The organism is Micrococcus sp. 63XJN7_6_ISO-PGPR-S23-444 (assembly GCF_058072765.1).
Window position 1 is genome coordinate 1,622,440 of the sequence record NZ_CM176516.1, and the last position, 24,146, is coordinate 1,646,585.

The window sequence follows — 24,146 nt, forward strand, 5'->3', positions numbered from 1 at the left end:
GGGCTCAGGCGTCGGCGTTCTGCAGGGGCAGGGCGGAGATGATCGGGTGGTCCTTGGCGATCATGCCCAGCTTGGCGGCGCCGCCCGGGGAGCCCAGGTCGTCGAAGAACTCGACGTTGGCCTTGTAGTACTCGGCCCACTCGTCGGGGGTGTCGTCCTCGTAGTAGATGGCCTCGACGGGGCACACCGGCTCGCACGCACCGCAGTCGACGCACTCGTCCGGGTGGATGTAGAGCATGCGCTCACCCTCGTAGATGCAGTCCACGGGGCACTCGTCGATGCACGCCTTGTCCTTGACGTCCACACACGGCAACGCGATCACATAGGTCATGACTGACCGTCCACCTCTCTCTGGGCACGGGGTTGCGGGGCTGCGGTCCAGGGTACTCGCTCCCCCGGACGCGTTTCGCGGGCGGTCACAGTCGCCCGGCGGGGGCGCGTGGCACCGGCGGCGACCCCTGCGGGTCGGCGGTCCAGCCGCCGGCCCGCGGCCAGCAGGACCAGGCCGAGCGCCGGCTGACCGACGTTCCAGGCCACGGAGGCGACGACGGCGCCCGGCGCCGCCGCCCACAGGCCGGTCGTCCAGGACACCCCCAGGGCGTCGTCCACCGGCAGGCGCTGCAGGGCCAGGACGGCGGTGAACGCGCCGGCGACGACCGCGGCCCCCGCCGGCAGGGCGCGCCCGCCGCGGTCCGCGCGTCGGACCATCCACCAGCGCTGCGTCGAGCCGACGAGCACGAGCGCCAGCACCGCACCCCAGGGCAGGGTCCAGCCGCCCGGCAGGGAGGCCAGGTTCAGATGCACGGCGGTGCCGAGCGCGCCGGCGACGACGCCGAGCAGCGTCCCGCCCACCACGTCGGCGGGCCGGGCGCGGCGGCGGGGGCGATCAGGCACGGGCGCGGGCGCGCGCGGCCTTCAGGCGCTCGTTGGCGTCCAGGACGACCTTGCGGATGCGGATGTCCTCGGGGGTGATCTCCACGCACTCGTCCTCGCGGGCGAACTCGAGGGACTCCTCCAGGGTGAGCCGGCGCGGGGGCGTCAGGCCCTCGAACGACTCGGAGGAGGCCGCACGCATGTTGGTGAGCTTCTTCTCCTTGGTGATGTTCACGTCCATGTCGTCAGCGCGCGAGTTCTCGCCCACGATCATGCCCTCGTACACCTCGGCGCCGGGCTGCACGAAGAAGGTGCCGCGCTCCTGCAGGTTGATCATGGCGAACGGCGTGGCGGAGCCCGCCCGGTCGGCCACGAGGGAGCCGTTGGTGCGGTACTCGATCTCACCGGTCCACGGCTCGTAGCCGGCCGCGTAGGAGGAGGCGATGCCCGCGCCGCGGGTCTCGGTGAGGAAGCGGGTGCGGAAGCCGATCAGGCCGCGGGCCGGGACCAGGAACTCCATGCGGATCCAGCCCGTGCCGTGGTTGGACATCTCCTGCATGCGGCCCCTGCGGGCGGCCATGAGCTGCGTGACCGCGCCCATGAACTCCTCGGGGATGTCGATGGTCATGCGCTCCATCGGCTCGTGGACCTTGCCGTCCACGGTCCGGGTGACCACCTGGGGCTTGCCCACGGTGAGCTCGAAGCCCTCGCGGCGCATCTGCTCGACGAGGATGGCCAGGGCGAGCTCGCCGCGGCCCTGCACCTCCCACGCATCCGGGCGCTCGGTGGGGAGCACCTTGAGCGAGACGTTGCCGATCAGCTCCTTGTCCAGGCGGTCCTTCACCTGGCGCGCTGTGACCTTGGCGCCCTTGACGCGGCCGGCCAGCGGGGAGGTGTTGATGCCCACGGTCATGGAGATGGCCGGGTCGTCCACCGTGATCAGCGGCAGCGGCTTCGGGTTCTCCGCGTCGGTGAGGGTCTCGCCGATCATGATGTCCTCGATGCCGGCGACGGCGACGATCTCGCCCGGGCCGGCCTCCTCCGCGGGCACGCGCTCGAGGCCCTTGGTGGCCAGCAGCTCGGTGATCTTCACGGTCTTCAGGGCGCCGTCCTGGCGGGCCCACGCGACCTGCTGGCCCTTGCGGAGGGTGCCGTTGAAGATGCGCAGCAGCGCGAGGCGGCCGAGGAACGGGGAGGCGTCCAGGTTGGTGACGTGCGCCTGGAGGACCTCGCCCTCGGTGTAGGACGGGGCCGGGATGTGCTCCATGATCACGTTGAAGAGGGCCTCGAGGTCCTCGGCCTCCGGCAGGGCGCCGTCGGCGGGCTGGGTCAGGGAGGCGCGGCCGGCCTTGCCCGAGGCGTAGACGACGGGGACGTCCAGCACCGAGTCGAGGTCCAGGTCCGGGTCCTCCTCGGCCAGGTCCGAGGCCAGGCCGAGCAGCAGGTCCATGGAGTCGGAGACGACCCCGTCGATGCGCGCGTCCGGGCGGTCCGTCTTGTTGACCACGAGGATCACGGGCAGCTTGGCCGCGAGGGCCTTGCGGAGCACGAAGCGGGTCTGGGGCAGCGGGCCCTCGGAGGAGTCCACGAGCAGCACGACGCCGTCCACCATGGACAGGCCGCGCTCCACCTCGCCGCCGAAGTCGGCGTGGCCGGGGGTGTCGATCACGTTGATGGTGACGGTCTCGCCCTCGGGGGCGGACGGGCCGGAGTAGAACACCGTGGTGTTCTTGGCGAGGATCGTGATCCCCTTCTCCTTCTCCAGGTCCCCGGAGTCCATGACCCGCTCGGCGACGTCGCCGTGCGTGTTGAAGGCACCGGTCTGGCGCAGCATGGCGTCCACCATCGTGGTCTTGCCATGGTCCACGTGGGCCACGATGGCCACGTTGCGCAGATCGGAGCGGCGGGTTTCGGTCGAGGTCATGGGCGTCCTGTCCGGTTTGACATCAAAGGGGTGGAGGCGCACGACGACGGCGGCCCCCGTGCGATTGTACGCGCAGGGGCCGCCGTGGACAGGTGGGCCGGTGGGCCCGGGGCCGGCGGCGGGACGCGCCCGCCGCCGACCCGCGCGGTCAGTAGACGCCCTCGCCGAGGGAGGCGAGGAACTCGCGGCGCTCCTGGCGACGCTCCGCCTGCTGGTCCGGGTCCGGCACGGGCGCCGCCGCCAGGAGGCGACGGGTGTACTCCTCCTTCGGACGGTGGAGCACCTCCTCCGTGGGGCCCTGCTCCACCTGGCGGCCGTCCTTGAGGACGAGCACCTTGTGGGCCAGCATGTCCACCACCGCGAGGTCGTGGGACACGAACAGGCACGCGAACTCGTAGCGCTGCTGCAGCTCCGCGAACATGTCCAGCACGGCGGCCTGGACGGACACGTCCAGGGCCGAGGTCGGCTCGTCCGCGATGAGCACCTGGGGGTCCAGGGTCAGGGCGCGGGCGATCGAGATGCGCTGGCGCTGACCGCCGGAGAGCTCGTGCGGGTACCGGTTCACCACGGAGCGCGGCAGACGCACCGCGTCCAGCAGCTCCTCGGCGCGGGCCAGGCGCGAGCGCCGGTCCCCCACCTTGTGCACGACCATCGGCTCGGTGATGATGTCGCCGATCGGGAACCGCGGGTCCAGCGAGGCCGCCGGATCCTGGAAGACCACGCCGATGTTCTTGCGCAGGGCGCGCTGCTCGGCCCTGGGCATCGTCGCCAGGTCGTGGCCCTGGATGCGCAGCGAGCCCTCCGCGATGGTGAGCAGGCCGAGCACCGACTTGGCGATGGTGGACTTGCCCGAGCCGGACTCGCCCACCAGGCCCAGGATCTCCCCCGGGGCCACCTGGAAGCTGACGTCGTGGACCACACGGTTCTTCTTGCCGCGGTGGTCGTACTCGAGGTGGAGGTTCTCCGCCTCGATCGCGTACCGGGCCTGCGTCTGCGTGGCCGTGACCGGCTCCGGCTCCGCCACCTCGAGCGGCTCGCCGAGGCGCGGCACCGCCGAGAGCAGCTTCTGGGTGTACGGGTGCTGGGCGTGCTGGAGCACCTGGTGCACCGAGCCCTGCTCCACGAGCTCGCCGTGGAGCATCACGCACACGCGGTCCGCCATGTCCGCCACCACGCCCATGTTGTGCGTGATGAGCAGGATGCCGGTGTTCATCTTGTTCTTCAGGGAGCGCAGCAGCTCCAGGATCTCGGCCTGGACCGTCACGTCGAGCGCCGTGGTGGGCTCGTCCGCGATGATCACCTTCGGCGAGCAGCTGATCGCCATCGCGATGACGATGCGCTGGCGCTGGCCGCCCGAGAACTGGTGGGGGTACTGCTTGAGCCGGGTGGCGGCGTCGGGGATGCCCACCATGGTGAGCAGCTCGACGGCGCGCTTGTCCGCCTCGGTGCCGTAGGCGATGCCGTGCAGCTCGAGGGCCTCCGTGAGCTGGTCGCCCACGGTGAGGACGGGGTTCAGAGCCGTCATGGGCTCCTGGAACACCATCGCCACCTCGTCGCCGCGGATGTCGCGCAGCTGCCCCGGGGTCATGGTGAGCACCTCGCGGCCGGCCAGCTGCACGGAGCCGGTGATGTCCGCATTGCCCGGGAGCAGGCCCATGGCGGTGGCGCTCGTGACGGACTTGCCGGAGCCGGACTCGCCCACGAGGGCGACGACCTCGCCGGGCTTGACGTCGAACGTCACGCCCTTGACCGCGTGCACCTCGCCGAACTCGGTCGCGAACTTCACGTCCACGTCGCGGAAGGCCAGCACCGGCTCGCCGCCCAGGTCGTCGTGGCGGGCCACGACGCCCATCGCGCTCGTCGCGGGGCCCGGGGGCACGCCACCGGCGCCGGAGGAGCCGGGCACGGCGGCGCCGCGCGCCTCGAGGTCGGCCGACGACGCCGCGTGCGAGCCCTGCCCGCCGGCGGTCACGTCGTTCTGGTTCTTCTTGCCGAACATGGATCGGCCTTTCTTGTCGTTCGCGCTCATCGCTGACCGTCCTCGTCCGCGTCGGAGATCCGTGCGGATCCGCCGGCCTCCTCCACGGGGGCCTCGATCCGACCGGCCGTCGGGGCCGCGGCCAGACCGCCCGCCGTCGTCGCACCGGCCTCGGTGGCGGCCGCGCGGCGGCCGAAGAAGCGGGGCCTGCGGTGGGCGCCCGCGCCCTGGCGCGGGTCGAAGGCGTCGCGCAGGCCGTCGCCGAGGAAGTTCACGGACAGGGCGATCGCGAGGATGATCATGCCGGGCCACCAGAACAGCCACGGACGGGTGGTGAACGCGTTCTGATAGTCGGAGATGAGCAGGCCCAGGGACGAGTCCGGCGCCTTCACGCCGAAGCCGAGGAAGGACAGCGAGGTCTCCAGCAGCACCGCGCCCGCGATGGCGAACGTCGCGTTCACGACGATCACGCCGATCGTGTTGGGCAGCAGGTGCTTGAAGATCAGGCGGCCCGGCTTGGCGCCCATGGCGACGGCGGCCGCCACGAACTCCTTCTCGCGCAGGGACAGGACCTCGCCGCGCACGAGGCGGGCCAGGGACGTCCAGGACACGAGGCCGAGCACCACCGCGAGCGGGAGGATGCCCATCTTCATGCCGCTGGCCATCTGGCCGAGCACCGCGGCGAGCACGAGCAGCGGGATGACGATGATCAGGTCGGTCAGGCGCATCAGCACGGAGTCGACCCAGCCGCCGAAGTAGCCGGACACGGCGCCGACGACCGCGCCGATCACGGTGGAGAGCAGGCCCACGATGGCCGCGATGATCATGGACTGCTGGGTCCCGCGCATCACGAGGGCGAAGTAGTCCTTGCCCGTGGTGTCCTGGCCGAAGGGATGCTCGCCCCAGCGGATGCCCTCGCCCCCGAAGGCCTGCGGCACGACCGAGAGCGTCGGGCGACCGCCGTTCACCACGGACGCCGCGGCCGTGTAGGACTTGTCCCACCAGCCGGGGATGCCGGCGAAGCCGATGGAGGAGAACGCCATCAGCGTGATGAAGACCAGCACGATCAGGGAGATCATCGCCGCCTTGTGGCGGAAGAACCGCTTGCGGACCAGGGCACCCTGGGAGTAGGACTTCCCGGCCTTGGCGCGGAGCTTGGCGTCCTCCGCCTCCGCGAGGTCGAAGATCTGCTTCTCGTCGAGCTGCGCGCCCGTCGTCGAGGAGTTGTTGGTGGTCATCTGGCTCACACTCGAATCCGGGGGTCGAGGACGGCGTAGAGCACGTCCGCCACGAGGTTCATCAGCACGGCGGCGGTGCCCGTCACGAGGAAGAACGCCATCACGGGCATGGGGTCCACGTCGCGCAGGCCGGTGGCGAACAGCTCGCCCATCCCCTTCCAGCCGAACACCTGCTCCGTGATCACGGCGCCGCCGATCAGGCCGGCGAAGTCGAAGGCCATGATCGTGGTGATGGGGATCAGGGAGTTGCGGAACGCATGCTTCAGGATCACCTGGCGCTCCGGCAGGCCCTTGGCGCGCGCGGTGCGGATGTAGTCCTGGCGCGAGACCTCGAGCATGGAGGAGCGCGTATACCGCGAGTACGTGGCCACCGAGATGATGGTCAGCAGGATGGTGGGCAGCAGCAGCTGCGCACCGCGGTCCAGGAACACCACCCAGAAGTGGGCGTCCAGGTTCGGGGTGCCCGAGCCGATCGTGGAGATCGGGCGCGGCTTGACCTTCAGGAAGGTCGGCCAGTAGTTCATCAGGTGCTCCGCCACGATCGCCACGCCCATGATCAGGGCGGTCACCAGCGAGGCGGACACGGCCGAGCCCTTGGAGAAGCCGCCGAGCAGGCGGCCCACCAGGATGGCCACCAGCACGAGGATGACGCCGAGGCCGGCCAGCAGCAGCGCGGACGGCGTCCGCCACAGCAGGCTGTAGGTGGCGTAGTAGGAGACGAGGCCGATCGCGGCCGTGACCAGGGCGGCCTTGAGGACCGATCGGTTGCGCAGACCGGAGATCACCGCGGTGGCGCCGACGGCGGCGGCCAGGCCGATGACCAGCTGCACGACCGGGCCCATCTGCGGATGCCGCCAGAAGTCGACGGCGAACAGCACCCAGCCGGCGAGCAGGATGAACGCGGCGGTGGCGCCGAACGTGAAGGCGCGCCGCTTGAGGTCGCCCGCCATGACGGCCTGCAGGACCAGGCCCGCGAGGACGGCGACCCCGATGAGGAGGGGCCAGTTCAGCTCGGGGCTGCGGATCCAGTCGTTGAACCGGATCCCCATGTACTCCTTCAGGAGCACGGCCGCCCAGAACACGGGCAGCGAGAAGAAGAGGAAGATCAGGAACGTGACCACGTAGTCGAGGCCGGAGTACTGGCGGATCGCGGTGACGATGCCGATCGCGATGCCGATGATGATCGCCAGGACGGTCGCGAGCACCACGAGGCGCAGCGTGGAGGCCGCGGCGTTGCTCAGCAGGTCACCGACGGACTGACCGTTCCGGCTGAGGCCGAGGTCGCACTGACCGGTGACGCAGCCGCCGATGCCCTGGAGCCAGTCCCAGTACCGGGCGTACCAGGGCTGGTCCAGCCCCATGAATTCGGTGCGGGCGGCGATGAGGGTCTCGCGGTTGGGGTTCTGTGACTCTCGCAGGTCCTGGAGGGGGTCACCCGAGTGGGCCACGAGGAAGAAGAGCAGGATCGACGCGCCGAACAGCACCAGGAGGGAGCTGCCGAGGCGCTTGAGGATGAATTTCAGCACAACAGGGGGTGACCTTCCGTGCGAGTGCAAGGGAAAGGGAGGGGTGCGGGTTCGCCGCGGTTCACGGCCAGAGCCCGGCCGGTGCCCGGCCGGGCTCTGTCCTCGATCCCGACGCCGGCGGTCCGCGGGAGGCGGACCGCCGGGTCAGAGGTCAGCGGGGCGTCACTCCTGGACGCGGACCCACTGCTCCACGTTCCACAGCGCACCCGACTGGGCGGCGGTGTCGCGCACGTTGGCGACGTCGGCCTTGTGGCCGACCAGACCCGGGTGAGCGTACAGCGGGATGGCCTGGAAGTCCTCCCAGAGCAGCTTCTCGATGGTCTTGACCTGCTCGAGCTGCTCGTTCTCGTCCAGCGAGGTGGCGAGCTTGTCCCAGGCCGCGTCCACCTCGGGGTTGTTGTAGCTCTGCTGGTTCTGAGCGCCGTCCGACTGGTAGATGTTCGCGCCGGAGGCCTTCTGGCCCGAGCCGGCCCAGGCGTAGAGGGCGGCGTCGTAGTCACCGGCCGGCATGACCTCCTTGAAGAACACCGGCGAGTTGGCGTCCTGCACGTCGAAGCCGGCCTGGTCGCAGGAGCTCTTGATGAGCGCGACGGTCTCGGTGCGACGCTGGTTGCCCGCCTGGTAGCCGAGGCGGACCGTGGGCGTGGAGACGCCCGACTTCTCGACGAGCTCCTTCGCCTTCTCGATGTTCGGCTCGTCCATCTCCTTCGGGTAGGCCTCGTCCACGACCTCCTGGTACTTGTCCTGGAAGGGGAAGACCTCGCGCAGGTTCATGACCTGGGCGTCCGCATAGATCGGCTTGATCAGGTTGTCCACGATCTGCTGGCGGGGCAGGCAGAGGGCGAAGGCCTCGCGCAGCTCCGGGGAGTCCGCGAAGACGGAGCCCTCGCCGCGGTTGTAGTCCACGTGCTCCCAGGTCAGCTGGTCACCGGTCTGGACGTTGACGTCCTCGCCGAGGCCCTCGAGCTGCTGGAGGGTGTCCACGGTGGCCTGCGGCTCGATGACGTCGAGGTCGCCGTTCTGCAGGGCCTGCACGTGGGTCTTCGGGTCGGCGAAGCGGAGGACGAGCTCCTTGGTGGCCGGCGGGGTGCCCCAGTACTCAGGGTTGGCCTCGAGAGTGATGGACTGGCCGGCCTGCCAGCCGCCGTCCTTGAACTTGTAGGGGCCCATGGAGGGCACCAGCGAGGCGTCCGGCAGCTCGCCGGGGCTGAAGTCCCAGCCGTCGTTCCAGAACTCGGCCGCCGGGGTGAGCGCCTCGACGTCCTTCTCCTTCGCAGCGGTGACGAGCTCCTCGAAGCTCATGCCCGCCTCCTTGGCGACGATGTGCGCCGGCAGCGCGGTGCTGATGAGGATCTCCCAGTCCGCGTAGGGCTCCGGGTAGGTGACGGTGAACTCCTTGCCGTCGGCCTCGCCCTCGGGCGCCTCCGGGATGTACTTGCCCTGCTCGAAGGAGATCGAGTCGAACAGCGGGGTCTCGGAACCCTCGGCCTTGACCGTGTCGTTGTTCGCGGCCCAGTGCACGATGAAGTCGCCGGCGGTGACGGGGGTGCCGTCGGACCACTTGGCGTCGTCGCTGATGGTGTACTTCACGGTCAGCGGGTCGTCCGAGGTCTTCTCGTACGTGCCGAAGTCCTCGTTCGGGATGATCGAGCCGTCGGTGCCGAAGTACCAGAAGGACGAGAACATGCGGTCCGCGACGGCCGAGTTGTACGTGGTGTACGTGTTCGACTGCAGGCCGTTGTAGGACAGGAAGTCGTCGGCGCCCACCGAGTAGGCGATGGAGCCGTCCTGGGTCTTGACGTCGCCCAGGTCGGCCATCTCCGGCCCGGAGGCCTCGGCGGTGAGCTTCTGGCCCTTGTCCCCTTCGATGACGTTGCCGGCGCCCGAGTCGCCGCCCTGGCTGGCGCCGGAGCCGTTGCTGGATTCGCCTGCGTTGCCGCCGCCCGGGGCGCACGCGGAGAGGATGAGGGCCGAGCCGGCGGCCAGGGCCGCGGCAGCGGAGAGCTTCGTGTACTTCATGGAAGGTGCTTCCGTTCATGAGAGGTGCAAGGACGTCGCGCGCCCGCATCCCTGTGGGGATCCGATGGTGCGAGACGACCCCCGGGCCGTTCCGCCGAGACGGGACGTTCCGTGAGATGAACCACACTGTAGCGGGCACATTCCGATTCGCGAAAGTCCGGATCCGGATCAGTCTCAGCCGTGGCGCACAGCGGTCGCCGACACCCCGGCAGACCCCGGCACGGCGCCGCTCCGCCCGGGCGGCGGCGCGGTCAGCGACGACGGTCCGCCAACAGAGTCCGCACGGCCCACGCCCCGCCCATGCCATGGACGCCGGCGCCCGGCGGGGTGGAGGCGGAGGCCAGATACAGCCCGGCCCGGCCCGCCCGGTGCGGCCGGGGCGACGCAGTGGGGCGCAGGAGCGCGCGCGCTCCCGCGAGCGATCCCCCCGCGATGTCGCCGCCCACGAGGTTCGGGTTCCACACCTCCAGGTCGGCCGGGCGCATCGCGACCGCGGCCTGGATCCGGTCCCGGAAGCCGGGTGCGTGCCGCTCCACCTCCGCCTCGATCAGCGGACGGACGTCGCCGGGGTGGCCGTGGGGCACATGGGCGTAGGACCAGACGACCGTGTGCCCCCGGGCGGGCCCGGTGGCCCGTGTGGGGTCCGCCGCCTGCTGCTGACAGAGCATGACGAAGGGCCGCGCCGGCATCCGGCCGGCCGCGACGTCGTCCTCGGCCCGCCGGATCTCGGCGGCGGTCCCGCCCAGATGCACCGTCCCCGCGCCCGCGAGCCGGGCGTCGCGCCACGGGATCGGCCCGTCGAGCAGGAAGTCGACCTTGGACACGGACGGCCCGGGGCGCCACCGGCGCAGGGCCGCGGCGTAGCGCGGCGGCAGGCCCGTGCCGGCGACGCGCAGCACCTGGCGCGGGGTCAGGTCCAGCACGACGGCGTCCGCGGCGGGCAGCGCGCGCAGGTCCGTGACCTCGTGGCCCAGGTGCAGCCGCCCGCCGTGCGCCCGCAGCACCGCCACGAGCGACTCGACGATCGCCCCCGACCCGCCGCGCGCCACCGGCCAGCCCGAGCTCATCCCGAGCGCGCCGAAGAGCGCACCGAACGCCGCCGTCAGGGGCCGGCTCGAGGGCAGGATCGCGTGGGCCGCCGAGCCCGTGAACAGGGCGCAAGCGGCCGCCGTGCGGAACATCGCCCGGCCCAGCAGATCGGCCGGCCACGGGGCGCGCAGGCCGAAGCGGGCCATCGCCACCGGATGGGGCGGGGGTCGCAACACCGGGCCGAGCGCGCCCGCCAGGATCTCGTCGACGTGGTCGACCAGGGCCCCGTGCACGGCCCGCCAGGCCCGCGCGTCGACGCCGAGACCCACGGCGGTGGCCTCGAGGTCCCGGTGCAGGAGGGCGGCCGGCCCGTCCGGCAGCGGATGTCCCATCGGCACGGCCGGGTGCAGCCAGGCGAGCCCGTGGTCCGTCAGCCCCAGCTCCCGGAACACGGGGCTGGCGACGCCGAACGGATGGCCCGCCGCCCCGAGGTCCACCACGGTCCCCTCCCCCAGCACCGGCGCGGACGCGCACGCGCCGCCGGGCACCGGGGCCCGCTCGAACACGTCCACCTCCCAGCCCTCGCGGGCCAGCAGGGCGGCGGCGGTCAGGCCGTTGGGTCCGGCGCCCACGACGACGGCGCGGCCCGGCTCGACGCCCCGGGGCAGGGCGAATCCGGGGCCGGTGGCGGTTTCGGTCATGGTCTCCTCCTGTAGTCCCTAGGATGGTCGCACCCCGCCCGCCGCCCGTCAGGAGGCCCTCCCCCGTGGACCCGTTCTGGACCGCGCTCGCTCTCACGACGTTCGCCGGGCTGGCCACGGTGCTGGGCGGCGTCCTGGCGATCGTCGGACGCGCGCCCTCGGGCCGCGGGCTGGGGGCCGCCCTCGGCCTCGCCGCGGGCGTCATGCTCGCGGTCTCCTTCCTGGAGATGCTGCCGGCCGCCGTCGAGGGGCTGGGCGGGGCGGTCGGCCCCGCGGCGACCGCCGTCGCGGTGGCCGCCCTGATCCTCGGCGCAGGCTCCTACGTGCTGCTCGAGCGCGCCGTCCCCGACCCCGTCTCGGAGATGCCGGGCGACGTCGACGACCCGGCCGGCCTGGACCGGCGGCGGATGCTGCGCCTGGGCACGGTGACGGCCCTGGCGATCGGCCTGCACAATCTGCCGGAGGGCTTCGTCACCTTCGCCGGCACCCTGCAGGATCCGTCGGTGGGCCTCGCGCTGGCCGTCGCGATGGCCGTGCACAACGTTCCCGAGGGCGTGGCCGTAGCCGTGCCCGTGCGGCAGGCCACCGGATCGCGGCGCAAGGCCTTCGCGTGGGCCGCGTTCACGGGGATCGCGGAGCCGCTGGGCGCGCTGATCGGCTGGCTGCTGCTGGCCCCGTTCCTCACACCCGCGCTCCTGGCCGCCGTCTTCGCGGCCGTGGCGGGCGTGATGGTGACCGTGAGCCTCGACGCGCTGCTGCCCGCCGCCCGGGCGGCCGGGGGCCGCGCCGCGGCGCTGGGCGGCGTGCTGCTGGGCGTGGCCGCGATGGCCCTCTCACTGGACCTGCTCTCCTGAGCGCCGGGGGGCCGGTCAGTTCACGAGGGCCGGCTGCAGGACCGCCTCGGCCTCGCGCACCTCGCCGTCGGCGGTGCGCCACTGGACGGTGATCCGGTCCCCCACGTTGTGGTCGTTGACCAGGCGGGACATCCGGGAGGCGTCGTCGCCGACGGTCCGCCCCTCGATCTCGAGGATGACATCGCCCTCGACCAGGCCGATCTGCTCGGCGGCGGAGCCCGCGTCCACCTGCATGACCACGACGCCGACGTCGGGATCCGCGCCGACCATGATGCCCAGGGCGCCGTCCGCACCGATGCTCACGGTGTCCGTCTCCTCGCCCGAGAGGACCTGGTCCGCCACGTCGAAGGCCACCTCCAGCGGGATCGCGAAGCCGTCCACCTCGTCTGCGGTGGTCCCGTCGCTGGCTGCCACGGTCACGCCGACCACCTGGCCGGCGTCGTCCACCACCGGGCCGCCGGAGTAGCCGGGCACGACGTCCGCGTCCGTCTGGATCAGGCCGGACAGGCGCGCGTACTGATCGGTGCCCTCGGCCGCGGCCATGATCGAGCGGTCCGTGCCGAGCACGGTGCCGCGCACGGCCGTCAGATAACCCTGGCCTCCGCCGTTGCCGACGGCGGCCACCTGGTCCCCGCGCCGCACCGGGTCCAGCGAGACGCTGGCCACCGGCAGGTCTGAGACGCCCTCGACGTCGAGCACCGCGATGTCGTGCTCGGCATCGCGCCCGAGCACCGTGGCCGTGTGCCGCGCGCCGGTGTCCGCGACCACCACGTGCACCTCCGAGGAGTCCTCGACCACGTGGTAGTTGGTCACCGCCAGCCCGTCCGGGGAGAGCACCATGCCGGTCCCCGTGCCGGTGCGGGCGCCGAGGGCGGTCTCCACGAGGAGGATGCCCGGGGCGTCCGCGACCGGCTGGCCCGGGTCCAGGGACGAGCCGTCGTGGGCCGATGCGGACCAGTCCACCGTCACGCCGTCGTGGACGTGGGTCAGGCCCGCCGCGAGCTCGCCCGCCTCCCGTGCCGGGGCCTCGGCGGCGGGCACGGTCGGGGCGGAGTCCGCGGCGACGTCGACCATCCGGCCGGCGAGGAGCGCGGTGAGGCCCCCCGCCAGGACCAGCGCCCCGAGCACGCCGAACAGCGCGATGACGAACGCCAGGGGCGAGCGTCGTGCGCGCGGCGGCCAGCCCGGCGGCGTCACGCTCAGCCCCGGGCGGCCGCCAGGGCGGCCTCGTAGTCCGGCTCCTCGGAGATCTCGGGGACGAGCTGGGCATGACGGACCACGCCGTCGGCATCGACCACGACGACGGCGCGGGCCAGCAGGCCCTCGAGCGGACCGTCGGTCATGCGCACGCCGTAGTCGCCGCCGAACGACGAGCGGAACACAGAGCCGCTGCGGACGTGGTCGATGCCCTCGACCGAGCAGAAGCGCGCGGCGGCGAACGGCAGGTCCGCGGACACGGCCACGACGGTGGTGTCCCCGAGGTCCGCGACGCGGGAGTCGAACTCGCGGACGGAGGCGGCGCACACGCCGGTGTCCAGGGACGGGAAGATGTTCAGGATCACGCGGCGGCCGCGCAGCTCCCGCAGGGTCACCGGGGACAGGTCCGCCCCGGTGAGGGTGAAGTCGGGGGCGGGGGAACCCACCTGGGGCAGCTCACCGACGGTGTGGACGGGGGTGCTCTTCATGTGGGTCGTCGCCATGGGGACAGCCTAGGATGGGCGCGGCCGGACGGGAGCACTCCCCGCCCGGCTCGGCGGACGGCGAACACGGAGGGACCGACCATGACCGAGCCCATGACGTCCAACGTCACCGACACGGCCCTGCTGTTCGAGGGCGGGGGCATGCGCGCCGCGCTCACCTCGGCCGTGGTGGCGGAACTGCTGCGCGAGCGGATCCACGTGGACTTCGTGGCCGGCATCTCGGCGGGCTCGTCCAACGCCGTGAACTACCTGTCCCGCGACCCGGCCCGTGCGCGGCGCTCGTTCGTGGACTTCGCCGACGATCCTCGGTTCGGCAACTGGCTGAGCTTCGTGCGCGGCAAGGGCCTGTTCAACGCCGAGTACATCTACGAGCACGCCGGCCTGCCCGAGGCGGACCTGCCCTACGACTTCGCCACGTTCCGCGCGAACCCCGCCCGGCTCGTGCTGGGCGGGTTCGACGCCGCGAGCGGCGAGACCCGCTGGTGGGACCGCTCCGACATGACCACCCTGACCGACCTGATGGTCCGCGTCCGCGCGTCGTCCACGATGCCGGTCCTCATGCCCCCCGTGCACGCCGAGGGCACCGTGTTCGTGGACGGCGCCCTCGGCGTGGACGGCGGGATCCCGCTGACCGCGGCGGAGGACGCGGGGTTCGAGAAGGTCCTCGTGGTCCTGACCCGGGAGCGCGGGTACGTGAAGCGGCCCGAGCGGTTCCCCTCGTTCTATCAGCGCACCTTCCGGCGCTACCCCGCCGTCGCGGACGCGCTGCTCACGCGCTGGCGCCGGTACAACGCCACCCGCGAGCGCCTGTTCGAGATGGAGCGGCAGGGACGGGCCTATCTGTTCGTGCCCGAGACCATGCCCATCGCCAACGGCGAGCGGTCCGTGGCCAAGCTGGCCGCCGCCCACGAGCTCGGCCTGGACCAGGTGCGCCGCGAGATGCCCGCGATCCGCGCGTTCCTGGGGCTGCCGGCGTCCCGCTGAGCCGCGCCTGCTCCGAGCGGCGGGTCAGGCCTCGGCGCGGGCGGCCGAGTCCGGCAGGCCGAACACCGAGTCGAACGCATAGGCGTACACCGCGGCGTAGACGAGGAAGAACACGAGCAGGCCGGCCTCGATGAGGAACGCCTCCCCCAGCCCGATGCCGAGGATCAGCGCCACCGCGGGCACGAGGAACACGATCAGCCCGCCCTCGAAGCCGACGGCGTGGGCCACGCGCACCCACCAGGGCCGGCCCGTGATCCCGAGGCGGCGTTCGAGGGTCTCGAACACCGAGTTGAACACGATGTTCCACAGCAGGGCCACGGTCGAGGACACGACCGCCACGGCGAGCGAGGGCCCGCCGCCGTTGCCGAGCGCCGCCAGGATCACGGTGGTGAAGAGGATGGCGAGCAGCTCGAAGACCACCGCGTAGACCACGCGGCGCAGCAGGGGCGTCCGGAACACGCGGCGGCGCACGAGCGCGTCCCGGCCCCCCGGGCCCCGCGGCACGTCGGAGGGCGGCGTCGACACGGGGTCGACGCCCGGGCGGGCGCGGCGGGTCTCGGACACGGCGCCCAGCCTAGGGCTGGCACCGCGGGGCGCCGAATCCGGCGGAACCGGCCGCCCGCCGTCGTCGCTCCTCGATGAGGGGCGGGCGCGCCTTCACCGCGCCCCGGCCGCCTGCCTAGAGTTCGAGGCATGAAGCTCACCGATGACCTGCTGCAGAAGTTCAACGAACAGATCACCCTCGAGTTCGAGGCGTCCATGGTCTACCGCCAGCTCGCGATCGCCGCCGACGACCTGGACCTGTCCGGGATGGCCGCGTGGCTGCGGCACCAGGCGGACGAGGAGATCGTCCACGCGAACAAGTTCATCGACCACGTCGCCGACCGGGACAGCTTCCCGACGATCGGCGCCATCCCGGCCCCGCCCGTGCAGGCCGGCCTGTCGGCCCTGGAGATCTTCCGGGCCGCGCTCGCGCACGAGCAGAAGGTCTCCGAGGCGATCCGCGAGCTGTACCGGGCCACCGAGTCCGCGGGCGACCTCAACTCGCGCCCGCTGCTGAACTGGTTCCTGGACGAGCAGATCGAGGAGGAGGCCACCGTCTCCGAGATCGTGGGCCAGCTCGAGCTCGTCGGCGATGACGGCTCGGGCCTGCTCCGCATCGACGGCCGCCTGGGCTCCCGTCCCGTGGAGACCACCGAGAACGACGCCTGAGCCCACCGGCGGCCTCGTCGGCCGCGCACGCACCGGCCCGGTCCCCCACGGGACCGGGCCGGTGCGTGTCCGTCCCCGCCGCTATGCTCGACCTGCGCCCTGCCCGCGCACCGGCGCGCCCGTCGGCCCCACCCCAGGAGGAACCATGGTCGGACTCGTAGCCCTGCTCGACGACGTCGCCGCCCTCGCCCGCCTCGCCGCCGCGAGCGTGGACGACGTGGCCGCAGGGGCGGGACGCGCCGCGGCCAAGGCGGCGGGTGTGGTGGTCGACGACGCCGCGGTGACCCCGCAGTACATGGCCGGCGCAGCCGCGGCCCGCGAGCTGCCGATGATCTGGCGGATCACCAAGGGCTCCCTGCGCAACAAGCTCGTGTTCATCCTGCCCGCCCTGCTGCTGCTCGACTGGCTCGCCCCCTGGATCCTGCCGTGGCTGCTGCTGGCCGGCGGCACCTACCTGTCCTATGAGGGCGCGCACAAGGTGTGGGGCAAGCTCACCGGCCACGGGCATGCCGACGACGAGGAGCCCGCCGTCGAGCGGGGTCCGGAGGCCGAGGACACCGTGGTGCGCGGGGCCATCACCACGGACTTCATCCTGTCCCTGGAGATCATGGTCATCTCCATGAACGAGGTGGCCGACCTGGGCTTCTGGATGCAGGCGGCGGTCCTGGCGGTGGTGGCCGTCCTCATCACCGTGGGCGTGTATGGGGCCGTGGGGCTGATCGTGAAGATGGACGACGTCGGCCTGCACCTGCACCAGAACGCCTCGACCTCCGGCGGCCGCTCGTTCGGCGCCGGGCTGGTCAAGGCCATGCCGCACGTGCTGCGCGTGGTGACCGTCATCGGCACCGTGGCGATGCTCTGGGTGGGCGGCCACATCGCCCTCGTGGAGCTGGACGCACTGGGCGTGCCGTGGCCCTACGCCGTGCAGCACGGGATCGTCGAGCCCGTCACACACGCCGCCGGCGCGTTCCTCGGCTGGCTCACGGAGACTGCGACGTCGGCTGTGTGGGGCCTGCTCTGGGGCTCGGTCGCGCTCGGGGTGGTCCTGCTCGTCGGACGCCTGCGCGGGAAGAAGGCCGCGCCCGCCCACTGATGCGGCGGCTGACGGGTCTACTCCCACCCGCGCCCGACGCCGAGGCCCGCAGACGCGCCGCTACGCACGGAACGTAGCGGCGCGTCTGCGGGCCTCGGCGCTGTCTCCGTCTCCCGACGGGCCCCGTCAGTCGGCGGTGAGGAAGGTGCGCACCGCGGAGACGAAGGCCTCGGGCTGGTCGGCGTGCAGCCAGTGGCCGGCGTCACGGACGGTCACGCGCACGACGCGCGGGAACAGCTCCTTCATCCGCGGCACGTCCTCGTCCTGGACGTAGTCCGACTCGGCGCCGGCCAGCCACAGGACCGGATGGTCGAACACGCGCGCCGGGTCCTCGGGGACCACCGGGTCCGGGAACGAGCCGATCTCCCGCAGGTGCTCGAAGAGCATGGCCACGTTGGGCTGCCACGCGAAGTGGCCGGCCGCGCGCCGCAGGTTCTGCAGCAGGAAGCCGCGCACCCGCGCGTCGTGGACGTGCTCGGCCATGGCCGCGTCGGCCTCGGCCCGCGAGTCGTACGCGTCCAGGTCCATGCGCAGCATGGTGCCCAGCAGGTGCACGAACTCGTCCGTGGCCTGCGGTGAGAGCCGCGGGGAGATGTCCTCCACGATCAGCCGGTCCACGAGCTCCGGGTGCCGCAGGGCGAGCACCATCGCGACCTTGCCGCCCATCGAGTGGCCCAGCAGGTGGACCGGCCCGTCGGCGGCGAGACCGCCCCGCAGGTGGGCAGCCACCCGGTCCGCGATCTCGCGGTAGTCCACCCGGTCCGTCCAGGGCGAGGCGCCGTGGTCCGGCAGATCGATCAGCTCCACCGTGAAGTCGTCCCCCAGCTCCTTGGCCGGGCCGGTGAAGTTCCGGCCGCGGCCCATGAGGCCATGCAGGAACGCGACGCGGCGCGAGCCCTCCCCGATGCGGGTGGAGGCCAGGGGTGCGTCGGACAGGGCGGAGGCGGCGGTCGTGTTCACCCGACTCAGGCTAGCGCGGGACCGGACCGGCGCCTCCCCCGACTTCCAGTCATCTTGACCCTCTGAGATGGGCGGGAACAGTGTCATACTGACCAGAACAGCCCCGCCAGTCCACTCCGGGAGGTCCCATGCCCGTCGCTGAGGCCCGCGTCAGCGTCGCCGTGTCCACGGCCGTCTTCGGCGTGCGCCCGGACCCGCACGGCGTGCCCCGCCTCTGCGTCGCCCTCGTCCCGCGGATGCGCGAGCCGTTCCTGGACCGGTGGGCGCTGCCGGGCGCGTGGCTCGGCGCGGACGAGGAGCTGGCCGACGTCGCCGCACGCGTGGCCGCCGAGTGCGTGCCCGGTCCCGTCCGTCGCCTCGAGCAGCTGGCGGCGTTCGGCGCCGTGGACCGTTCCCCCACCGGACGCGTCCTCACGGTGGCCCACTGGGCGCTCAGCCCCGTCCTGGACGACGACGGCGCCGCCCCGGCGTCCCGCCCGGACCCGGACGTGGCCGGGCTGCCCATCGGGGTCCATGTGCGCTGGCACCGGGCCGACGCGCCGCCCGCGCTGGCGTTCGACCACGCCCAGATCCTGGCGGCGGCCGTGGCGCGTCTGCGCGCGGACCTGCCGCGAGCCGGCGTCGGGCACGCGCTGCTGGGGCCCTCCTTCACCCTTGCCGAGCTGCGCGCCGTGCACGAGGCCGTCCTCGGCCGCGGCCTCGACGCCGCCAACTTCCGCCGCGCCACCCTCGCCGCCGGGGCCCTCGAGGAGACCGGCGAGGTCCGCGGCGGCACCCCGCACCGCCCGCCCAAGCTCTACCGCTACCGGCCCGCCGGGCCCGGGACCGACCCCGATCCCGCCGGGCCGGACGCCCGCCGCTGACCCACCAGCCCCGACCCAGGAGTCACCCATGACCACCCCGACCGGGACCACCGCCTCGGTGGCCCGCACCCTGACCCTGATCGACAAGGACGCCGCGCGCGGCTCCTCGTGCTCCCCCGACCTGACCCGCGGCCCCTGGGCGTTCGACGCCGGCCTGCCCGCCTACGGCCCCGGCGCATCGCAGGACGACGCCGTCCCGGCCGACGCCCCCGTGCAGGGCCGCATCCCCGAGGAGTACCAGCGGGCCTCCGACGAGGAGCTCCACGCCCGGATCAGCGCGGCGCGGCAGACGCTCGGCGAACGCGTCGTCGTGCTGGGCCACTTCTACCAGCGCGACGAGGTCGTCCAGCACGGCGACTTCGTGGGCGACTCCTTCCAGCTCGCGCGGGCCTCCCAGGGCCGGCCCGAGGCGGAGGCGATCGTGTTCTGCGGCGTGCACTTCATGGCGGAGACCGCGGACCTTCTCTCCACCCCGGACCAGGCCGTCATCCTGCCCAACCTCGCCGCCGGCTGCTCCATGGCGGACATGGCCGACCTGGACTCGGTCGAGGACGCGTGGGAGCAGCTCGAGGCGGTCTACGGCACCGAGCCGGACGACGACGGGCGCGTGCCCCTGCTGCCCGTGACCTACATGAACTCCTCCGCGGCCCTCAAGGGCTTCGTCGGCGAGCGCGGCGGCATCGTGTGCACGTCCTCCAACGCCTCGGCCGTGCTGGACTGGGCGTTCGAGCGTGCCCAACGCGTCCTGTTCTTCCCGGACCAGCACCTGGGCCGGAACACGGGCCGCGCCAGGGGGATCCCACTCGAGCAGATGCCGACGTGGAACCCCCGCCTGCCGCTGGGCGGGAACTCCGAGGACGCCCTGCGGGACGCGAAGGTCCTGCTGTGGCACGGCTTCTGCTCGGTGCACCGCCGCTTCACCGTGGCGCAGATCGAGCAGGCCCGCGCCGAGCACCCGGACGTCCAGGTGATCGTGCACCCCGAGTGCCCCCTGCCCGTGGTGGAGGCCGCGGACTCCTCCGGGTCCACCGACTTCATCGTCAAGGCGATCCAGGCGGCGCCGGCCGGCTCGACCTTCGCGATCGGCACCGAGATCAACCTCGTGCAGCGCCTGGCCGCCCAGCACCCCGAGCACACGATCTTCTGCCTCGACCCCGTGATCTGCCCGTGCTCCACCATGTACCGCATCCACCCCGGCTACCTCGCGTGGGTGCTCGAGGAGCTCGTGGCCGGCCGCGTGGTCAACCGGATCACCGTGCCCGCGTCCGTCGCCGACCCGGCCCGCACCGCGCTCGAGCGGATGCTGGCCGTCGCGCCGAAGCAGTCGGCCGCGCAGTCCGCCGGGGCCGGGACGTGACCCCGGCCGACCGCGCCCCGGCGACGCCGGCCCCGCAGCCGGACGTGGAGCGGATCGTGGCCGCCGCGCTCGCCGAGGACGCGCCCTGGGGTGATGTCTCCTCGGAGGCCTTCGTCCCGGAGCAGGCCCGGATCACCGCGCGCGTGGTGGCCCGCGAGCCCGGGGTGCTCTCCGGCACGAACGCCCTCGAGGCCGCCTTCCGGCTCGTCGACCCGGCCGTGTCCGTCACCCTGCACCTGACCGACGGCGCCGACCTGTCCCCCGGCGCCGTCGTCGCCGAGGTCGCGGGCCCCGCCCGCTCGGTGCTGCGCGCCGAGCGCGTGGCGCTGAACCTCGTCCAACGGCAGTCCGGGATCGCCACGACGACGGCCGCCCACGTGGCCGCCGCGCGCGCCGGCGGCGGGCACGCGCGGGTGGTGGACACCCGCAAGACCACCCCGGGTCTGCGCGTGCTCGAACGGCAGGCGGTGCGGGACGGAGGCGGGCACAACCACCGCTTCAGCCTCTCGGATGCCGTGATGCTCAAGGACAACCACCTGGCCGCGCTGGGGTTCGGCGGTGCCGGCGACCCGGGCGAGGCCCTCACCGCGGCCCTGCGCGCCGGGATGGCCCGCCTGCCGCACACCACCCACGTGGAGGTGGAGGTCGACCGGCTCGAGCAGATCCCGGCGGTGCTCGCCGCCGGGGTCGACACGATCATGCTGGACAACTTCTCGCCGGCCGAGCTGCGGGCCGGCGTCGAGCTCGTGGCGGGCCGCGCCGTCGTCGAGGCCTCCGGCGGGGTGAGCCTCGAGACGATCGGGGCGATCGCGGCCACGGGCGTGGACGTGATCTCGGTGGGAGCACTGACCCATACCGTCCAGTCCCTGGACCTGGGCCTGGACGCCGTGGTCGAGGAGGGCTCGCCGCGCCGATGAGCACCACCCTCGACCTGGACCACGCGGCCACCGCGCCCGTCCGGCGCAGCGCGCTGGAGGCGATGTGGCCCGCCCTCACCGGCGTCTACGGCAACCCGTCCTCGGCGCACGAGGCCGGCCGGGCGGCGGCGGCCCTGCTCGAGGACGCCCGCGCGCGGGTGGCCCGCGCGATCGGCGCCCGGGCCGGGCAGGTCGTGTTCACCTCGGGCGGCACGGAGGCCGACGCGCTCGCCGTGCTCGGCACGGTGCGCGCCCGGATCCTCGCCGGACGCCCGGCGGGCCACGTGCTGACCACGGGGATCGAGCACAGCGCGGTGCGGCAGTCCTGTGACCAGCTGGCCCGGCTGCACGGCGTCGAGGTCGAGCACCTCGCGCTGGACCGTGACGGTTTGACCTCGGCGGACGACCTCGCCGCCCGCCTGCGCCCGGACACCGCGCTGGTCAGCGTGCACCTGGCCCACAACGAGGTGGGCACGGTGCAGCCGGTGGCCGAGCTGGCCGCCGTCGCCCGGGAGGCGGGCGTGCCGCTGCACGTGGACGCGGTGCAGGCCGCGGGGCAGATCCCGGTGGACGTGCGCGCCCTCGGGGCGGATCTCGTGGCGCTGTCCGGGCACAAGGTCGGCGGGCCCAAGGGGGTCGGCGCGCTGTGGGTGCGCCCGGGTCACGCCCTGGAACCGCTCGTGCCCGGTGGCGGCCAGGAGCGGGGCCGGCGGTCCGGGACGCAGAACGTGGCCGGTGCCGCCGGGTTCGCGGCGGCCTTCGAGGAGGCCGAGGCGGAGCGCACCGCGGCCGCGGACGCGTGGTCCGGGCTGCGGGACCGGTTCGCGGCGCGCGTGCTCGACGGCGTCCGGGCGCTCGTGCCCGACGCGCGGCTGACCGGCCATCCCGCGCGGCGGCTGCCGCGTCACGCCTCGTTCGTGCTGCCCGGCGTGAACGGCGAGTCGGTGCTGGAGGAGGCGGCCCGCCGGGGCGTGCTGGCCTCGGCGGGGTCCGCGTGCTCGGCCCACGACGCCGAGCCGTCCCCGGCCCTGCTCGCGCTGGGCCTCAGCGAGGACGAGGCCCGCACGGCCCTGCGCTGCACGTTCGGCCCGGACGCCGACGCCCCGCTGCTCGACGCCGCGGCGGACGCGATCGTCGACGCCGTCCGGACGGTCACCGCCCTGCGCTGAGCGGCCCCGGGCCGGTCGACCCCGATGCCGCCGGGGGCCGGCGTCGGACGTTCACCCGGGGGTCAGCCCGAGGCCACATGTCCCTCGCCTGCGTGCCCCACCCTGGCCCCGTGAAGCAGACCACCGCACCCCTGTCCCACTCCGCCTCCCGCCGTTCGGTGCTCGCCGCGGCGTCCGCCGCCGTACTCGCCCCCGCCGCCCTCGCCGGCCCCGCCGCCGCCCGTCCGGCCCGCCACACCCCCGGTGGCCTGGTCGCGTCCCGTCTGACGCTGCCGTCCGGCGTCGCCACCGGCGACGTCACCTCGAACTCGGCCGTGCTGTGGGCGCGCTCGTCCGGCCGTTCGCGCCTGCACGCCACGCTGCGCGCGGTCGACGAGGACGGGAAGGTGCTGCGCGGCCGCTTCGCCCGCGGGCTGACCCTGCGCTCCGGCTGGGTCGACGGGGCCACCGACCACACCGCGAAGATCCTCGCGGACACGCTGCCCTCCGACACCCGCTTCGAGGTGACGTACGCGTTCGAGGACGAGGCCGGCCGCCTGGGCGAGTCGGCCGTGGCCCGCTTCACGACGGCGCCCGGCGCGCGGTTCGGCCGGAAGACCTCCGCCGCCCAGTCCTTCGTGTGGACCGCGGACACCGCGGGGCAGGGCTACGGCATCAACCCGGAGATCGGCGGCATGCGCGGCTACGCGGCGATGCACGCCACGATGCCCGACTTCTTCCTGCACTCCGGCGACACGATCTACGCGGACAACCCCATCCCGGAGACCCTCGAGGTGGCCGGCGAGCCCACCTGGCGCAACCTCGTCACGGAGGAGACGTCCAAGGTCGCCGAGACGCTGAACGAGTTCCGCGGCCGCCACCGCTACAACATGATGGACGACAACCTCCGCGCCCTGTACGCGGACGTCCCCGTCATCGCCCAGTGGGACGACCACGAGACGACCAACAACTGGTGGCCGGGTGAGGTCCTCGAAGACCCGCGCTACACCCAGGTCCGTGACGTGGACACGCTGGCCGCCCGCGCCCGCCGCGCGTGGCAGGAGTACATGCCGATCGCCGACTCCACAGCCCTGCGCCGCGGCTCGGGCTTCGAGCCCGCCCGCATCTACCGCAGGATCCCCCGCGGCGCGACCCTCGACGTGTTCGCCCTGGACATGCGCACCCACAAGGGCGAGAACACCCCGGGGCTCGAGACCCACGAGACCCCGATCCTGGGCGACGAGCAGCTGCAGTGGCTCATCCGTGGGCTGCGCGCGTCGACCGCCACGTGGAAGGTCATCGCCAACGACCTGCCTCTGGGCCTGATCGTCCCCGACGGCACGGGGCAGGAGTCCCTGTCCAACGGCGACGACGGCGCCCCGCTGGGCCGCGAGCTGGAGATCGCCCGCCTCCTGAAGGCGATCAAGGACCACGGCGTGAAGAACGTCGTGTTCCTCACCGGCGACGTCCACTACTGCGCGGCGCACCACTACTCCCCCGACCGCGCGGCGTTCACCGACTTCGAGCCGTTCTGGGAGTTCGTGGCCGGCCCCATCAACGCCGGATCGTTCCGCCCGAACACGCTGGACGGCACCTTCGGCCCGCGCCTGGACTTCGAGGCGCACGGGCCGGTCATGGGCTCGCCGCGCTCCGGCGAGCACCAGTACTTCGGCCACGTCGAGATCCCCGAGGACGGCCGCGAGTTCCGGGTGCGTCTGATCAACGCCGCCGGCCGGACGGTCTACTCGCGCACGCTGACGGCGGCCTGAT

General features: G+C 73.1%; 21 protein-coding genes. 9 read left to right on the forward strand and 12 right to left on the reverse strand.

Annotated elements, in window-relative coordinates:
* Positions 1-4: 4 nt before the first annotated feature.
* From fdxA to AC3RJ9_RS07395, 8 genes are all read right to left on the reverse strand, one after another.
* Positions 5-331, reverse strand: coding sequence for a ferredoxin (gene fdxA / locus AC3RJ9_RS07360; RefSeq protein WP_002855160.1), 327 nt, complete (start codon positions 329-331; stop codon positions 5-7).
* Positions 328-894 carry a hypothetical protein gene (locus tag AC3RJ9_RS07365; protein ID WP_036382667.1) on the reverse strand — a complete coding sequence of 189 codons (567 nt, stop codon included), beginning with the start codon at positions 892-894 and terminating at the stop codon, positions 328-330. The genes fdxA and AC3RJ9_RS07365 overlap by 4 nt, the downstream gene beginning before the upstream one ends.
* The gene (gene typA, locus AC3RJ9_RS07370; protein WP_489727622.1) at positions 887-2,797 is read right to left on the reverse strand and encodes a translational GTPase TypA; all 1,911 of its coding nucleotides are present in this window, start codon (positions 2,795-2,797) and stop codon (positions 887-889) included. Before typA ends, AC3RJ9_RS07365 begins: the two co-directional genes overlap by 8 nt.
* A 148-nt stretch (positions 2,798-2,945) precedes the next feature.
* On the reverse strand, positions 2,946-4,826 hold the full coding sequence (locus tag AC3RJ9_RS07375) for an ABC transporter ATP-binding protein (RefSeq protein WP_123244007.1): 1,881 nt from the start codon (positions 4,824-4,826) through the stop codon (positions 2,946-2,948).
* Positions 4,823-6,013 carry an ABC transporter permease gene (locus tag AC3RJ9_RS07380; protein WP_123244009.1) on the reverse strand — a complete coding sequence of 397 codons (1,191 nt, stop codon included), beginning with the start codon at positions 6,011-6,013 and terminating at the stop codon, positions 4,823-4,825. Before AC3RJ9_RS07380 ends, AC3RJ9_RS07375 begins: the two co-directional genes overlap by 4 nt.
* A gap of 5 nt (positions 6,014-6,018) precedes the next feature.
* The gene (locus AC3RJ9_RS07385) at positions 6,019-7,539 is read right to left on the reverse strand and encodes an ABC transporter permease (RefSeq protein ID WP_044659393.1); all 1,521 of its coding nucleotides are present in this window, start codon (positions 7,537-7,539) and stop codon (positions 6,019-6,021) included.
* Positions 7,540-7,701: 162 nt separating this feature from the next.
* On the reverse strand, positions 7,702-9,558 hold the full coding sequence (locus AC3RJ9_RS07390; RefSeq protein ID WP_044659392.1) for an ABC transporter family substrate-binding protein: 1,857 nt from the start codon (positions 9,556-9,558) through the stop codon (positions 7,702-7,704).
* A 251-nt stretch (positions 9,559-9,809) separates the two neighbouring features.
* A complete protein-coding gene (locus tag AC3RJ9_RS07395) occupies positions 9,810-11,288 on the reverse strand; it encodes a phytoene desaturase family protein (protein ID WP_044659391.1) in 1,479 nt (492 codons plus the stop codon).
* A gap of 65 nt (positions 11,289-11,353) precedes the next feature.
* Between AC3RJ9_RS07395 and zupT the strand changes: the two genes are divergently transcribed.
* A complete protein-coding gene (zupT, locus tag AC3RJ9_RS07400; protein WP_044659390.1) occupies positions 11,354-12,142 on the forward strand; it encodes a zinc transporter ZupT in 789 nt (262 codons plus the stop codon).
* Between the two features lie 15 nt (positions 12,143-12,157).
* On the opposite strand, the gene AC3RJ9_RS07405 is transcribed toward zupT, so the two are convergent.
* Both AC3RJ9_RS07405 and tpx read right to left on the reverse strand, forming a co-directional pair.
* Positions 12,158-13,339 carry a S1C family serine protease gene (locus tag AC3RJ9_RS07405; protein ID WP_044659389.1) on the reverse strand — a complete coding sequence of 394 codons (1,182 nt, stop codon included), beginning with the start codon at positions 13,337-13,339 and terminating at the stop codon, positions 12,158-12,160.
* A 2-nt stretch (positions 13,340-13,341) separates the two neighbouring features.
* Positions 13,342-13,842, reverse strand: coding sequence for a thiol peroxidase (gene tpx, locus AC3RJ9_RS07410; RefSeq protein WP_044659388.1), 501 nt, complete (start codon positions 13,840-13,842; stop codon positions 13,342-13,344).
* An 81-nt stretch (positions 13,843-13,923) separates the two neighbouring features.
* On the opposite strand from tpx, the gene AC3RJ9_RS07415 reads away from it, so the two are divergent.
* Entirely contained in the window at positions 13,924-14,826 is a 903-nt protein-coding gene (locus AC3RJ9_RS07415; protein WP_041105041.1) for a patatin-like phospholipase family protein, read from the forward strand.
* 24 nt (positions 14,827-14,850) lie between these two features.
* Here AC3RJ9_RS07415 and AC3RJ9_RS07420 read toward each other — a convergent pair whose 3' ends face one another.
* Positions 14,851-15,390 (reverse strand): PACE efflux transporter, encoded by a 540-nt coding sequence (locus AC3RJ9_RS07420; RefSeq protein ID WP_041105039.1) that lies wholly within the window; start codon positions 15,388-15,390, stop codon positions 14,851-14,853.
* A 129-nt stretch (positions 15,391-15,519) separates the two neighbouring features.
* On the opposite strand from AC3RJ9_RS07420, the gene AC3RJ9_RS07425 reads away from it, so the two are divergent.
* Together AC3RJ9_RS07425 and AC3RJ9_RS07430 are read left to right on the forward strand one after the other, a co-directional pair.
* Positions 15,520-16,038: a ferritin gene (locus AC3RJ9_RS07425; protein ID WP_041105037.1), complete on the forward strand. Its 519-nt coding sequence runs from the start codon at positions 15,520-15,522 to the stop codon at positions 16,036-16,038.
* Between the two features lie 145 nt (positions 16,039-16,183).
* Positions 16,184-17,131 carry a DUF808 domain-containing protein gene (locus tag AC3RJ9_RS07430; RefSeq protein WP_041105414.1) on the forward strand — a complete coding sequence of 316 codons (948 nt, stop codon included), beginning with the start codon at positions 16,184-16,186 and terminating at the stop codon, positions 17,129-17,131.
* A gap of 126 nt (positions 17,132-17,257) precedes the next feature.
* Here the strand turns inward: AC3RJ9_RS07430 and AC3RJ9_RS07435 are convergent, their stop codons facing one another.
* On the reverse strand, positions 17,258-18,091 hold the full coding sequence (locus AC3RJ9_RS07435; protein WP_041104952.1) for an alpha/beta fold hydrolase: 834 nt from the start codon (positions 18,089-18,091) through the stop codon (positions 17,258-17,260).
* Between the two features lie 128 nt (positions 18,092-18,219).
* Between AC3RJ9_RS07435 and AC3RJ9_RS07440 the strand changes: the two genes are divergently transcribed.
* The 5 genes from AC3RJ9_RS07440 (at position 18,220) to AC3RJ9_RS07460 (ending at position 24,145) form a co-directional block, all read left to right on the forward strand.
* Positions 18,220-18,954: an NUDIX hydrolase gene (locus AC3RJ9_RS07440; RefSeq protein WP_041104954.1), complete on the forward strand. Its 735-nt coding sequence runs from the start codon at positions 18,220-18,222 to the stop codon at positions 18,952-18,954.
* Between the two features lie 28 nt (positions 18,955-18,982).
* Positions 18,983-20,311 carry a quinolinate synthase NadA gene (gene nadA / locus AC3RJ9_RS07445; protein ID WP_061867051.1) on the forward strand — a complete coding sequence of 443 codons (1,329 nt, stop codon included), beginning with the start codon at positions 18,983-18,985 and terminating at the stop codon, positions 20,309-20,311.
* Positions 20,308-21,228: a carboxylating nicotinate-nucleotide diphosphorylase gene (gene nadC, locus AC3RJ9_RS07450; RefSeq protein ID WP_041104958.1), complete on the forward strand. Its 921-nt coding sequence runs from the start codon at positions 20,308-20,310 to the stop codon at positions 21,226-21,228. The genes nadA and nadC overlap by 4 nt, the downstream gene beginning before the upstream one ends.
* Positions 21,225-22,397 (forward strand): cysteine desulfurase family protein, encoded by a 1,173-nt coding sequence (locus tag AC3RJ9_RS07455; RefSeq protein WP_041104960.1) that lies wholly within the window; start codon positions 21,225-21,227, stop codon positions 22,395-22,397. Before nadC ends, AC3RJ9_RS07455 begins: the two co-directional genes overlap by 4 nt.
* Before the next feature lie 110 nt (positions 22,398-22,507).
* The gene (locus AC3RJ9_RS07460) at positions 22,508-24,145 is read left to right on the forward strand and encodes an alkaline phosphatase D family protein (protein WP_489727623.1); all 1,638 of its coding nucleotides are present in this window, start codon (positions 22,508-22,510) and stop codon (positions 24,143-24,145) included.
* The last annotated feature ends 1 nt before the right edge of the window (position 24,146 follow it).

What these genes read in the sequence shown, in the direction of transcription:
- AC3RJ9_RS07455 (WP_041104960.1), top strand. Translation starts at nt 21,225, where the DNA reads ATGAGCACCACCCTCGACCTGGACCACGCGGCCACCGCGCCCGTCCGG.
- typA (WP_489727622.1), bottom strand. Translation starts at nt 2,797, where the DNA reads ATGACCTCGACCGAAACCCGCCGCTCCGATCTGCGCAACGTGGCCATC.
- AC3RJ9_RS07430 (WP_041105414.1), top strand. Translation starts at nt 16,184, where the DNA reads ATGGTCGGACTCGTAGCCCTGCTCGACGACGTCGCCGCCCTCGCCCGC.
- fdxA (WP_002855160.1), bottom strand. Translation starts at nt 331, where the DNA reads ATGACCTATGTGATCGCGTTGCCGTGTGTGGACGTCAAGGACAAGGCG.
- AC3RJ9_RS07375 (WP_123244007.1), bottom strand. Translation starts at nt 4,826, where the DNA reads ATGAGCGCGAACGACAAGAAAGGCCGATCCATGTTCGGCAAGAAGAAC.
- AC3RJ9_RS07390 (WP_044659392.1), bottom strand. Translation starts at nt 9,558, where the DNA reads ATGAAGTACACGAAGCTCTCCGCTGCCGCGGCCCTGGCCGCCGGCTCG.
- AC3RJ9_RS07440 (WP_041104954.1), top strand. Translation starts at nt 18,220, where the DNA reads ATGCCCGTCGCTGAGGCCCGCGTCAGCGTCGCCGTGTCCACGGCCGTC.
- AC3RJ9_RS07395 (WP_044659391.1), bottom strand. Translation starts at nt 11,288, where the DNA reads ATGACCGAAACCGCCACCGGCCCCGGATTCGCCCTGCCCCGGGGCGTC.
- tpx (WP_044659388.1), bottom strand. Translation starts at nt 13,842, where the DNA reads ATGGCGACGACCCACATGAAGAGCACCCCCGTCCACACCGTCGGTGAG.
- AC3RJ9_RS07415 (WP_041105041.1), top strand. Translation starts at nt 13,924, where the DNA reads ATGACCGAGCCCATGACGTCCAACGTCACCGACACGGCCCTGCTGTTC.
- AC3RJ9_RS07425 (WP_041105037.1), top strand. Translation starts at nt 15,520, where the DNA reads ATGAAGCTCACCGATGACCTGCTGCAGAAGTTCAACGAACAGATCACC.
- AC3RJ9_RS07380 (WP_123244009.1), bottom strand. Translation starts at nt 6,013, where the DNA reads ATGACCACCAACAACTCCTCGACGACGGGCGCGCAGCTCGACGAGAAG.
- nadA (WP_061867051.1), top strand. Translation starts at nt 18,983, where the DNA reads ATGACCACCCCGACCGGGACCACCGCCTCGGTGGCCCGCACCCTGACC.